The following is a 12,873-nucleotide window of genomic DNA, read 5'->3' as shown; positions in this document are numbered from 1 at the left end:
ACTCCTATGGAAGGATGAGGATGGCGCGGAAATCGTTGACGTTGGTGAGCGTCGGTCCGGTGACGAGCGCATCGCCCAGCGCGCCGAAGAAGCCGTGGCCGTCGTTCTCAGTCAGGCTGTCGCGCGGGCGCATGCCCCGCGCCCAGGCGCGCGCGAGCGTGTCGGGCGCGAGGAAAGCGCCGGCCACCTCTTCGGCGCCGTCGACGCCGTCGGTGTCGGCCGCCAGCGCATGGATGCCGGGTGCGCCGTCCAGGGCCAGGCCGAGCGCCAGCAGGAACTCGACATTGCGTCCGCCGCGGCCCTGTCCGCGCACCGTCACCGTGGTCTCGCCGCCCGACAGCAGCACGCAGGGCGGACCCAGGGGTTGGGCATGGCGGCGCGCCTGCAGCGCGATGCCGGCCATGACCTTGGCTACCTCGCGCGCCTCGCCCTCGATGCTGTCGCCGAGGATCAGCGGGGTGACCCCGGCCGCGCGCGCGACCTCGGCCGCCGCTTCCAACGCCATCTGCGGCGAGGCGATGATGTGGGTGCCGACCCTGGCCAGGCGCGCGTCGCCCGGCTTGACGGTCTCGCCGGCCCCGCTCTCCAGCAGGCGCCGCGCGCCGGGCGGGAGTTCGATGCCGTAGCGGCGCACGATGTCCAGGGCCTCGGCACAGGTCGTGGCGTCCGCCACGGTCGGCCCGGAGGCGATATCGGCCGGATCGTCGCCCGGCACGTCGGAAATCAGGAGGTTGACGACCCGCGCCGGATGGCAGGCCGCCGCCAGCCGTCCGCCCTTGATGGCGGACAGGTGCCGGCGCACGCAGTTCATTTCCGTGATACTGGCGCCGGACGCCAGCAGGGCGCGGTTGACGGCCTGCTTGTCTTCGAGGCTCACGCCATCCGCCGGCAAGGGCAGCAGCGCCGAGCCGCCGCCCGAGATCAGGCAGATCACCAGGTCGTCCGGCCCGAGGCCCTGCACCGCCAGCAGCACCTGGCGCGCCGCTTCCAGGCCGGCGGCATCCGGCACCGGATGCGCCGCCTCGACGATGCGGATGCGTTCACAGGGCACGGCGTAGCCGTAGCGCGTGACGACCAGGCCGGTGAGCGGCCCGGCCCAGTGACGCTCGAGCGCCTGGGCCATCGCGGCCGAGGCCTTGCCGGCGCCGATCACCACCGTGCGTCCCTTCGGCGGCGCCGGCAGGGAGGCCTGGATGCGCTGCGCCGGCTGGGCCGCCTCGACCGCGGCGGCGAACATGCTTGCGAGCAGGTCGCGCGGGCGCATGTCCATTACGCTTCCTGGCCGATCGCGAAGTTGGCCATCACCTCGAGCGCGCGCACCATGGCCGAGTGGTCCCAGTTGCCGCCGTCGTGGGCGGCGCAGGTGTTGAACAGCTCCTGGGCGGTAGCCGTGTTCGGCAGCGCCACGCCGAGCTGGCGCGCGGTGGTCAAGGCCAGGTTGAGGTCCTTGCGGTGCAGGTCGATCCGGAAGCCCGGCGCGAAAGTGCGCTTGATCATGCGCTCGCCATGCACTTCCAGGATGCGCGAGGAGGCGAAGCCGCCCATCAGCGCTTCCCGCACCCGGGCCGGATCGGCGCCGGCCTTGGCCGCCAGCAGCAGGGCCTCGCCGACCGCCTCGATGGTCAGCGCGACGATGATCTGGTTGGCGACCTTGGTGATCTGGCCGTCGCCGTTGCCGCCGACCAGGGTGACGTTCTTGCCCATCAGCCGGAACAGCGGCAGCACGCGGTCGAAGGCCGCCTCGCTGCCGCCCACCATGATGGTCAGGCTCGCCGCCCTGGCCCCGACTTCGCCGCCCGACACCGGCGCGTCCAGGTAGTCGCAGCCCAACGCATCGATGCGGCGCGCGAAGTCCTTGGTGGCGACCGGCGAGATCGAGCTCATGTCGACCACGACCTTGCCGGCGCTCAGGCCCGCAGCCACGCCGTTCTCCGCGAACAGCACCTCCTCCACCTGCGGCGTGTCCGGCACCATGATGATGACGATATCCGCCTGGCGCGCCACCTCGGCGCTGCTGGCGCAGGCCGCGGCGCCGGCATCCAGCAGCTGCGCCGGGGTCTCGCCGTGGGTGTAGGTGAACAGGCGGTGGCCCGCCTTGAGCAGGTGTCCCGCCATCGGGGCACCCATGATGCCCAGCCCGATGAATCCGATGTTTGCCATGTCTCGTTCCTCCAGATGTGATAAGGGTCGGTTCAACCGGCCAGGGCCTGGCGCCACGCCAGTCCCGCTGCCGTGCCGGCGGCCGGCTTGTACTCGCAGCCGATCCAGCCGTCGTAGCCGAGCCGGTCGATGTGCCGGAACAACCACGGGAAGTTGATCTCGCCGGTGCCCGGCTCGTTGCGGCCCGGGTTGTCGGCCAGCTGGATGTGGGCGATGCGCGCCAGGTGCTTGGCGATGGTGTTGCCGATCTCGCCTTCCATGCGCTGGGCGTGGTAGATGTCGTACTGCAGCCAGAGATTGTCGGAATCGACTTCCTCGATCAGGGCGATGGCCTGTGCAGTGCGGTTCAGCCAGAAGCCCGGGATGTCGAAGGTATTCACCGGCTCGACCAGCAGGCGGATGCCGGCTTCCTTCAGCTTGCCCGACGCGAAGCGCAGGTTGTCGACCACGGTGCGCCGCACGCGCTCCGGATCGGCGCCGGCGGGTGCGATCCCGACCAGGCAGTTGAGCTGGCGGCAGCCCAGCTGGCGCGCATAGTCGATGGCGCGGCCGACGCCGTCCTGGAATTCGCCCGCGCGGCCGGGATGGCAGGCGATGCCGCGCTCGCCCTTGTCCCAGTCGCCGGCCGGCAGGTTGTGCAGGACCTGGACCAGGCCGTGGCGGTCCAGCCTCTCCGCCAGCGCCGCGGCCTCGAAGGCATAGGGAAACAGGTACTCGACGCCGCGGAAGCCCGCGTTCGAGGCCGCCTCGAAGCGGTCCAGGAAAGGCAGTTCATTGAACAGCATCGTCAGGTTGGCTGCGAATCTTGGCATGGTGTTCTCCTTAATGGATGGCCTTGGCGACGGCGTGGGCGATGGCGGTCGGTGCGTCGGCCGGATGGTCGGCCAGCGCCTCGAATTCGTTGACGGCGTCGATCTCGGTGCCCATCGCGATATTCGTGACGCGTTCGAGAATGATCTCGACCACCACCGGCACGCGGTGCTCGCGCATCCAGGCGCGCGCCTGGACGAAGGCCGGCTGGATCTCCCCGGGGTCGCGCACCCGGATCGCCTTGCAGCCCAGGCCTTCGACGACCGCCACATGGTCGACCCCGTAGCTGCCCAGTTCCGGCGCGTTGATGTTCTCGAACGCCAGCTGGACGCAGTAATCCATGTCGAAGCCGCGCTGCGCCTGGCGGATCAGGCCGAGGTAGGCGTTGTTCACCACCACGTGCAGGTAAGGCAACCGGAATTGCGCGCCCACCGCCAGCTCCTCGATCATGAACTGGAATTCGTAGTCGCCGGAGATGGCGACCACCTCGCGCTGCGGGTCCGCGGCGCACACGCCCAGCGCCGCCGAAATAGTCCAGCCGAGCGGACCGGCCTGGCCGCAGTTGATCCAGTGGCGCGGCTTGTACACGTGCAGGAACTGGGCCGCGGCGATCTGCGACAGGCCGATCGTGCTGACGTAGCAGGTATCGGGGCTGAAGGCGTGGTTCATCTCCTCGTACACGCGCTGCGGCTTGATCGGCGCGTCCTCGAACCGGGTCTTGCGCAGCAAGGTCCGTTTGCGCTCCTGGCATTCGGCGACCCATGCTTCGCGCTTCGGCAGGCCGCCGATCGAGTCGATGCCGCGCGCCACCTCGATCAGCAGGTCGAGGGCGGCGCCGGCATCCGAGACGATGCCGAAGTCGGGCCCGAACACGCGGCCGATCTGGGTCGGTTCGATGTCGATGTGGACGAACTTGCGACCCTTGGTGTAGACCTCGACCGAGCCGGTGTGGCGATTCGCCCAGCGGTTGCCGATGCCGATCACGAAGTCGGAGGCCAGCATGGTCGCATTCCCGTAGCGGTGCGAGGTCTGCAGGCCGGCCATGCCCGCCATCAGCGGATGGTCGTCGGGGATCGCGCCCCAGCCCATCAGGGTCGGGATCACCGGCACGCCGACGATCTCGGCGAATTCCTGCAGGCGCGCCGCGGCGTCCGCATTGATCACGCCGCCGCCGCAGACGATCACGGGACGCTCGGCTTCGTTCAGCATCGCGAGCGCCTTCTCGGCCTGGGCGCGGGTGGCGGACGGCTTGTAGACCGCCAGCGGCATATAGGTCTCGACGTCGAATTCGATTTCCGCCATCTGCACGTCGAACGGCAGGTCGATCAGCACCGGCCCCGGACGACCGGAACGCATGATGTGGAAGGCCTGCTGGATCACGCGCGGCACCAGCGCCGGCTCGCGCACCGTGACGGCCCACTTGGTGACCGGCTTGGCGATCGACTCGATGTCGACCGCCTGGAAGTCTTCCTTGTGCAGCCTGGCCCGCGGCGCCTGGCCGGTAATGCATAGGATTGGTATCGAATCGGCCCAGGCCGAGTACAGGCCGGTGATCATGTCGGTGCCGGCCGGGCCGGAGGTGCCGATGCACACGCCGATATTGCCGGCGCGCGCCCGGGTATAGCCCTCGGCCATGTGCGAGGCGCCCTCGACGTGGCGCGCCAGCACATGCTCGAAGCCGCCATTGCGCTTCATGGCCGAATAAAACGGGTTGATTGCGGCGCCGGGCACGCCGAACACCTTGCTGACGCCTTCCTTGCGCAGTACCGCCGCCGCCGCGTCGATTGCCCTCATACGGGTCATGCTCGCCTCCATTGGATGGTTGGAATCGGATCGATGAAGTCAGCATAGCCCCAAGCGCCGCAATGTTGAATTGCTGCTACTATTGTCTCTGCCGATACTTAAAGTATTGAATGGAGGATGCATGGACCGTTACACGGAAATCCGCAGCTTCGTGCTCGTCACGGAAAAAGGCAGTTTCGCGGCCGCCGCCATGATCGAAGGCGTGACGCCGGTGGTGATGGGCCGGCGCCTGGACGCGCTCGAGCGCCGGCTCGGGGTGCGCCTGATGCACCGCTCGACGCGCGGCCTGTCGCTGACGGCGCTGGGCGAACAGTTCCTCGAGCCCTGCCGCCAGCTGCTGCGCGATTTCGAGATCACCGAGAACAGCATCACCGAGGGACGCAGCACGGTGCGCGGCCACCTGGTGGTGTCGGCGCCGGCGGCCTTCGGGCGCTCGCACGTGGCCCCGCACGCGCCGGCCTTCCGCGCCATCCACGGGGAGCTGAAGATGTCCTTCAACTTCACCGACAGCGTGGTGGACCTGGTGCGGGAGGGCTACGACATGTCGATCCGGATCGGCGCGGTGCTCGACCCGAACTATGTCGCGATCCCGCTGTTCCCGAACCGCCGCGTGGTGTGCGGCACGCCGGCCTACTTCGAACGCAAGGGCACGCCGGCCCAGCCCGAGGATCTCGCGCGTCACAACTGCCTGGCCTTCAACCTGCAGGGCGGCCAGCAGCGCGGCTGGACCTTCCAGCGCGACGGCAAGCTGTTCGCGGTGCGGGTCGACGGCGACCTCGCCTGCAACGACGGCGAACTGCTGTACGACTGGGTCAGGCAGGGACTCGGCATCGGCTGGCGCTCGACCTGGGAGATCCAGGCCGAGCTGAAGCGCGGCGAGCTGATCACGGTGCTGGACGAATTCGCCGTGGTCGACTACCCGATCCAGGCCGTCTATCCGCAGCAGCGCTACCTGCCGGCCAAGATCCGGCATTTCGTCGATTACCTGAAGGGCATCTACAACACGCCGGGCTACTGGGAACGCGGCCAGGCCGCCGGCGCCTGAAGCACGCTCGCGCCCCGGGCCCTCATGCCTCCGAGCGGTCCGCCAGCAGGTCCAGTCCCACCAGCCTGCAGGGCCCCGGTTTCGCCGGCGTCACCATCAGCAGGTCGCTCGAGGTCTTCTCGATCAGCTCGCGGGCGCGGTGCTGCCAGGACCAGTCGTCGACCAGCCAGCGCTGGCTGCCTGACAGGACGATGATGTCGGCATCGACCGCGTTGACGTATTCCGCGACTGCAAGCCCGGTGGGCCTGGGCAGCAACACCAGCGACAGCCTGGCCGGATGCGGCTGCAGTCGCGCGGCCAGCGCCGCGAACGCTTCCTGTGCCGCCAGCTCCGCCTTGCGCCGGCAGGCGCCGATCGCCTCGTCGCGCACGCGCGCGGCGCGCATCTGCCCTTCGCCGGGGACGTGGAAGGCGTGCACGATCGTCAGGCGCGTGGCCGGCAGCAGTCTCAGCGCGGCTTGCAGGGTGTCGAGCGAGTCGGGCGAGAAGTCGCTCGGGAACACCGCGTGCGCATAGGGCTTGCGGGCCGGCTGGCGCACCAGCAGGACCGGCGTCAGGCTGGCACGGGAGACGTCGCGCAGCAGGTTGAAGTTGTGCAGGATCGGCCACCATTCGTGCGCCTGCCAGGCGGCCGCGATCAGCAGCGGATCGGCATCGAGCGCGCGCTGCATCAGGGCCGCCGGGAACGCGCCGGTATCGAATTGCGCCGAGCAGTGGACGCCGAAGCGCAGCTGCGCCGCCGCACCGGCGTGCTCCACCTCCTCCATGCCCTTGCACAGGGTGCCGGCGCCGCGCGCCGCGCACAGGAATTCCATGCGCCGGCATTGCAGCGCAGCCGCCAGCATCGCTGCGCGCGCGGCCGCGTGGGCGACCGGATGCGGGGATTCGGAGATCACGAGGACAGGTTTCGGCATGACAAGACCCTCCACGGCCAGGCATACCCTGGCCGGACGTCGACGGAAAACGGCGCCGGCGCGCTCGTGCGCCGGCTCATTGAACGATCGGGCGGGGTGCTCGGGAGGTCCTGGAACGGCAGGTTCGGGACCTCGCCGAGCCTAGAAAAGGCCGGCGATGTCTCGCGTGGCGAGGTGCGCAAGGCGCGCACGGAAGGCAGAGCATGTGTCCATCTCGATGCCCCTGGCTGGTCGGTGACGGCCCGAGTATATACCTCCTGCTTTTTTCGTCAACCGCGGGCGCCGCTTCAGCGCGCCAGCGCCGGATAGCTGAAGGCCAGGAAGTGCACGGCGTTGAGCGCGAAGTGCGTCAGGATCGCGCCCTCGATGCGGCGCGACTTCAGGTAGGCCGCGCCGTAGAACAGGCCGGCGACGGTCGCCAGCAGCACCAGCGGCGCGCCGCCGCGCGCATGGGCCAGGCCGAACAGCACGGCGCTCAGCACGGTGGCGATCACCGCGCCGGCGCGCCCGCGGTCCATGGCGCGCGCCACGCGCTCGAGCAGCAGGCCGCGGAAGAAGGCTTCCTCGGTGACGCAGGTGAACAGCAGGTTGGAAGCCAGGAAGAAGGCGGAATACGGCGTCCACTTCGGGTCGGGCCGCACATAGCCGAGCGCCCAGCCAATGCCCAGCACGACGACCAGGGTGGCCGCCGACACCGGCCACACCCGGCGCAGCATGGCGCGCCATTCTTCGACGCTGCGGATCGGCCGGCAGAACACGCCCACCAGCACGATACCCGCCACCGCGGTGTCGACATTCAGGCGCAGGGTGAGCGGCGCGGCGCCCTTCGAAAAGACGATGCCTTCCGCCAGCACCGGATTGAGGAAACCCGGCACCCGGTGCAGCGCGAACAGGAAGGCGCACAGGCCGGCCAGTACCAGCAGCGCCACTCGCAGCCGGCTTTGCCGGGCCTCGCGTGCGCGCCAGGCCAGCGCAGCGAACAGCGTCGCCGACACCGGCGCCCGCCAGTCCACCGCCCCCGACAGCAGGCCGGCCAGGCAGGCCAGCAGCAGGCCCGCGCACCAGGTCCAGTCACGCCGGCCGCGAATCGGCGGGGCCCACGGCAGCAGCACCGCCAGGGCCAGGGCGGCGAACGCGCCCTCCATGCCTTACACGCCGTCCGCGCAGGTCGCCTCGCCCAGCACCTTCTGCAGCGCTGCCAGGGTGAAGGGCTTTGGCAGGAAGGCCGGGCGGATCTCGAGGTCGGGCGTGTCCGGCGCACCGTAGCCGGACGAGAAGATGATCTTCATGCCGGATCCCTGCGCCGTCACCTTGCGCGCCAGTTCGAGTCCGGACATGCCCGGCAGCGAATGATCGGTCAGCAGGATGTCGAAGCGCTTCTGCGCCAGGACTTCCAGCGCCTGTTCGGCGCTGCCCACGCCTTCGACCGCATGGCCGAGGATCAGCAGCAGCTCCGACAGCATGGCGCGCGCGTCCGGGTTGTCCTCGACCACCAGGATCGCCATCGGGTTGGTGGTGACGGTCAGGCCCGGCTCCTCGCCCGCGGCCGGCGCCGCCGGGGCGGGTGCGGGCGCGGGAGAAGCCGGGGCCGCGCCTACCTTGCGCGACGCGAACAGCTGGCGGATCTTGCGCGCCAGCTCGTCGCGGCGGTAAGGCTTGCTGATCAGCTCCACGCCCGGATCGAGGCGGCCGCCGTGGACGATGGCGTTCTGCGTATAGCCCGAGGTGAACAGGACCTCGATGGCCGGGAACATCTGCTTGGCCTGGCGCGCGACCTCGATGCTGCGCACCGGGCCCGGCATCACGACGTCGGTGAACAGCAGGTCGATCGGGATGCCGCTCTGCAGGATGGTCAGCGCGCCCTGGCCGTCGCTGGCCTTCAGCACGCGATAGCCCAGGCCCTGCAGCATGTCGACCACGGTCGCCTGCACCGCGAGGTCGTCTTCGACCACCAGGATGGTTTCCGAGCCGCCCAGCACCGGCGCGTTGCGCAGGTTCGGCAGTTCGACTTCCGGCTGCATCGAGCGCGGCAGGTAGATCTTGATCGTGGTGCCGCTGCCGACTTCGCTGTAGATGCGGATGTGGCCATGGCTCTGCTTGACGAAGCCGTAGGCCATCGACAGGCCCAGGCCGGTGCCCTCGCCTTCGCGCTTGGTGGTGAAGAAGGGCTCGAAGGCGCGCGCGATGACTTCGGGCGGCATGCCGCAGCCGGTGTCCGAGATCGCCAGCATCACGTACTGGCCGGCCGTCACTTCCGGTTCGTGCAGCACGTAGTTATCGTCCAGCATGGCGTTGTTCAGTTCCAGCGTGAGCCGGCCGTCGCCCTGCATGGCGTCGCGCGCATTGATGGCCAGGTTCAGGATCACGTTCTCGAGCTGGTGCGGGTCGGCCAGGGTAGTCCACAGCCCGCCGGCGACCACGGTCTCGATCTGCACCGACTCGCCCAGGGCGCGGCGCAGCAGGTCGTCCATGCCGCGCAGGACCCGGCCGATGTTCGTCGCCACCGGCTGCAGCGGATGGCGGCGCGCGAACGCCAGCAGCTGCGAGGACAGCTTGGCGCCGCGGTCGGCCGCGAAGGCCGCCGACTCGAGGCGGCGCTGCGCCTCCGGATTGCCCGCCAGGGACATCTGCAGCAGCTGCAGGTTGCCGGCGATGACCTGCAGGACGTTGTTGAAGTCGTGCGCGACGCCACCGGTGAGCTGGCCGATCGCTTCCAGCTTCTGCGACTGGCGCAGCTGGGCGTGGGTCTTCTCCAGTTCGGTGGTGCGTTCGCGGATCCGCTCTTCCAGCGAATTGTTCAGCTGCCGCACCGCTTCCTCGGCCTCGATACGGACGTCCACCTCGTGCCGCATCTGGGCGTGCGACTGCTCGAGTTCGCGCGCGCGCTGGCCGACTTCGTCGAGCATGCCGTTGAACGCATCGACCAGCACCCCGACTTCGTCGTCGGTGGTCTTCGGCACGCGTATCGAGAAGTCGCGGCGGCGGATCGCCTGGTCGACCGCCGCGGTCAGCGCCAGCACGGGCTTGATGATCGCCGCCTGCAGCCAGCTCGACATGAGCATGGCGATCAGCAGGCTGCCCAGCAGCACGGCGCCGAGGATAGTCAGGTAGCGCCGCACCTGGGCCATCAGCGGGTATGCGGCTTCGACGTAGACGGTGCCGACCAGGTCGCCGTTGCGCAGCATCGGCGTGGCGACGGCGATCTGGCCGCCGTCGATCATGTTGCCGGCGCGCGGCATGCGTTTCGGCACCCGCTGCAGGTCCTGCGGGGTCTTGCCGTAGGACGCGAACACCGAACCGTCCGCGCGGTAGACCGCGGCGCTGACGATCAGCGGCCTGGCGCGCAGCTGCAGCAGGTTTTCCTGCGCCACCTTGGTGTCGTTGAATTCGAGGGCCGGCTTGGTGACCTCGGCCAGGATGTCGGCCTGCGCGCGCAGGTCGCCGGCCCAGCCGGTCTGGTAATTATGGATGTCCAGCACCAGCATCGAGGCGCAGGCGATGAGCAGCGTGGTCAGTGTGGTGACCAGCACCCCAAGCACCAGCTTGCGTGAGATGGATTGTCGAACGGCGCCGAACATGATCAACGGTTTCCTTTTACCACGTTCGTGGCGACACTAAAAAGACGGGAATTCAGGTGGATGCCGCTCTGCTCGGCCGCGTCGATCGACACCTCGAAGCGGACGCGGTCGTCGACGACCCGGAAATTCAGGATGCTGCCCTGCTCCAGCGCGCCGTCGAAGGCGGACACGGTCAGGATCGGCCGCCCCTTGGCCTGGTGCAGCCACTGGGCCAGCCGGGCACGCTCGCCGCGGCCGACGAACAGCATGTGCAGCCCGTTCACCGCGTCGCCGGGCAGCAGGCGCTTGACGATCACGCCGCGGTTGTTGACGCTGCGCCCGGCGGCGATGTGCGCCAGTTCGTCGGCCACCGCATCGTCGCCGGCGACGCCGATCACATAGGGCGTATCGGCCTGCGGGAAGGAGGCCGGCGGCCAGTCCGCGTAATTCAGGAACTTGTGCAGATAGGCGGCTTCGACCCGCTCCTCGCTGGCGACGACGGTGCCGGCGGCCGCTGCCGGGGCTGCCATGTTCAGGCCTGCCGCGCCGAGCCACAGGGCGATGAGGGCGCGATGGAAAAACACTCGACGGTCTCGCACGGCTTTACAGGTTCCAGACCAGCTTGAGAAGAACGGCGCGCTCGTAGTCGCTGCGCGCGCCCGGGGCGCCGAATTCGGCGTGGTGCGGATCGAACAGGTTACGCCCGATTAGGGACAGCTCCAGCCCATCGCGGATGCGCCAGCCGTAACGCAGGTCGACCGCCGTGTACGATGGCACGGCCGGCTTTTCCAGCGCGCCGACGTGGCGCAGCGTCAGGTCGAATTCCTGCCCGGCCGCGACATCGTAGGAAGAGCGCAGCATCCAGTAGTGGCTCGGATCGCTCGTGGCGAGGCCGGTCGCGCCGGAGGCGTCCCTGCTGCCGGCAGCCAGGGCGGTGTCGACCCGCTGCACCACGCCGCCGCCGGAGACGCGCCAGGACTTGGCGGCCTGCCAGCTGGCCCAGGCTTCGATGCCGCGGGTGCGGCCGTCCGCCAGGTTGCGGAACACGGAACCGGTGCCGTTCGGGTTCGGCTCGAGGGTGCGCAGCCTGTCGTAGCGACCGTAGAAGGCCGTGGCCGAATACGACAGCGCCGGCAGGGGTTGCGCGCGGTAGCCGAGTTCGAACACGTTCGCCACTTCGGATTCGAAATCCGGCCCGCCCGCGATCGCGTACTGGGGCACGCCCTTGACGACCGCCGGCACGGTCGGCGAATAGAAATCGCGGTCGATCCGCGATGGCGCGCGCACCGAGCGCGAGAGCGAACTCCAGACCAGCGTCGACGGCTTCGGATTCCAGGCCAGGCGCAGGGTCGGCAGGACTTCCACACCGGTGTAGTTGTTGTCCTCGAACTTAAGCCCGGCGGTCAGGCGCAGGTCGTCGCGCAGCGCCATCTCGTCCTGGGCGAACAAATTGGCCCAGTGCAGGTTCAGGGTCCCGGGCAGGAAGCCGAAGGCGGCGCCGTTCTGCACGCGGTCATGTCCCAAACGATAGCCGCCGCCCCAGACCAGGCGGTGGCCCTCGCCCAGGCCGACCGAGTGCTGGAGCTGCAGGTCGAAGGTGTCGAGGTGTTCGACGAAGGCGAGCGGCTGGTCGCGTTCGGTGTGGTCCCAGTACATCTGCACGGTCGCGGTCGAGCCGCCGGCAAAGTTGTGGTTGACGCGTCCGAGCAGATTGGCGCCGCGCACCTGGATGTCGGCCGTGCCGCGCTGGTGCAGGCTGGCGTCATAGACATCGCCCTGGACCACGGCATTGCGCGCCGCGTCGCCCCAGTCGGCGCGGAAGCCGGCCTGCTGGCGGTGCCAGCCGGTGGACGAACGCACGCCCTTTTCGGTGTTCAGGTCGTCGTTGGCGGCGTACTTGCCGTACACCCGGTAGTGGCCGCCGTTGGCGAGCGCGCCGCCGTAGCGCACGGCGCCGTTGCGCTCGTCCTTGCCGCCGGCGGCGGTGATCAGCGTGCCCTGGGTGGCGGCCGCCGATTTGGTGATGATGTTGATGACGCCGTTGACCGCATTCGCGCCCCACAGCGTGGCGCCCGGGCCGCTGATGACCTCGATGCGCTCGACGTCTTCCAGCACCACGTCCTGCACGTCCCAGTACACGCCGGAAAACAGCGGCGAGTACACGGTGCGACCGTCGATCAGGACCAGCAGCTTGTTCTCGAAGGCGCTGCTGAAGCCGCGCGCCGTGACCGCATAGTTGCGCGCATCGACACGCGCCACCTGCAGGTTGGGCGCCAGTCGCAGGGCTTCCGGCAGCGTGGTGGCGCCCGCGCGGTGGATGTCGGTGCCGGTGATCACGAAGATCGACGAGGCCGCATCCGACAGCGATTCCGGACGGCGCGATACCGAGGTGACCTGGATATTCGCCAGCTCTTCCAGGCTCAGGTCGCCGAGATCCCGGGGTTCGGAAGAAAGCGTCTCCGCATGCGCGGCCGCCGCTGCCGTGGTCAGGACCAGGCAACGTACCAGTGTGCGCAAACGGATGCCGCCGGAGCCGGCCGGGGCCGGGTAAATCTTGTGGGGGCTGGACATGATTACAAGTCAGA

The 12,873-nt window shown here is 69.2% G+C and carries 10 protein-coding genes; 1 reads left to right on the top strand and 9 read right to left on the bottom strand.

Annotated features, from left to right (window positions below; genetic code table 11):
- Positions 1 to 4: 4 nt before the first annotated feature.
- The 4 genes from AM586_RS01300 to gcl are packed head-to-tail and all read right to left on the bottom strand — an operon-like array spanning position 5 to position 4,773.
- Positions 5 to 1,270, bottom strand: a complete 1,266-nt coding sequence (locus AM586_RS01300) for a glycerate kinase (protein WP_047825025.1) — start codon at positions 1,268 to 1,270, stop codon at positions 5 to 7.
- Complete coding sequence (locus AM586_RS01295) at positions 1,270 to 2,160, bottom strand: 2-hydroxy-3-oxopropionate reductase (protein WP_047825024.1); 891 nt, start codon at positions 2,158 to 2,160, stop codon at positions 1,270 to 1,272. The genes AM586_RS01300 and AM586_RS01295 overlap by 1 nt, the downstream gene beginning before the upstream one ends.
- A 32-nt stretch (positions 2,161 to 2,192) precedes the next feature.
- Positions 2,193 to 2,972, bottom strand: a complete 780-nt coding sequence (gene hyi, locus AM586_RS01290) for a hydroxypyruvate isomerase (protein WP_047825023.1) — start codon at positions 2,970 to 2,972, stop codon at positions 2,193 to 2,195.
- A gap of 10 nt (positions 2,973 to 2,982) precedes the next feature.
- Positions 2,983 to 4,773: a glyoxylate carboligase gene (gcl, locus tag AM586_RS01285; protein WP_047825022.1), complete on the bottom strand. Its 1,791-nt coding sequence runs from the start codon at positions 4,771 to 4,773 to the stop codon at positions 2,983 to 2,985.
- Positions 4,774 to 4,894: 121 nt separating this feature from the next.
- Here gcl and AM586_RS01280 point away from each other — a divergent pair, with 121 nt between their 5' ends.
- Entirely contained in the window at positions 4,895 to 5,818 is a 924-nt protein-coding gene (locus AM586_RS01280) for a LysR family transcriptional regulator (protein ID WP_047825021.1), read from the top strand.
- 22 nt (positions 5,819 to 5,840) lie between these two features.
- On the opposite strand, the gene AM586_RS01275 is transcribed toward AM586_RS01280, so the two are convergent.
- The 5 genes from AM586_RS01275 to AM586_RS01255 form a co-directional block, all read right to left on the bottom strand.
- Positions 5,841 to 6,731: a universal stress protein gene (locus tag AM586_RS01275; RefSeq protein WP_047825020.1), complete on the bottom strand. Its 891-nt coding sequence runs from the start codon at positions 6,729 to 6,731 to the stop codon at positions 5,841 to 5,843.
- Positions 6,732 to 7,018: 287 nt separating this feature from the next.
- Positions 7,019 to 7,876: a CPBP family intramembrane glutamic endopeptidase gene (locus tag AM586_RS01270; RefSeq protein ID WP_047825019.1), complete on the bottom strand. Its 858-nt coding sequence runs from the start codon at positions 7,874 to 7,876 to the stop codon at positions 7,019 to 7,021.
- Positions 7,877 to 7,879: 3 nt separating this feature from the next.
- Positions 7,880 to 10,309, bottom strand: coding sequence for a response regulator (locus AM586_RS01265; RefSeq protein ID WP_052233941.1), 2,430 nt, complete (start codon positions 10,307 to 10,309; stop codon positions 7,880 to 7,882).
- Between the two features lie 2 nt (positions 10,310 to 10,311).
- Entirely contained in the window at positions 10,312 to 10,872 is a 561-nt protein-coding gene (locus AM586_RS01260; RefSeq protein ID WP_047825018.1) for a YfiR family protein, read from the bottom strand.
- Between the two features lie 19 nt (positions 10,873 to 10,891).
- Entirely contained in the window at positions 10,892 to 12,859 is a 1,968-nt protein-coding gene (locus tag AM586_RS01255; protein WP_052233940.1) for a TonB-dependent siderophore receptor, read from the bottom strand.
- Between the last annotated feature and the right edge of the window lie 14 nt (positions 12,860 to 12,873).

The organism is Massilia sp. WG5, assembly GCF_001412595.2.
Taxonomy (GTDB): Bacteria; Pseudomonadota; Gammaproteobacteria; order Burkholderiales; family Burkholderiaceae_D; genus Telluria.
The sequence above is the reverse complement of the archived record's forward strand: the minus strand, read 5'-3'. Positions and strand labels throughout refer to the sequence as shown.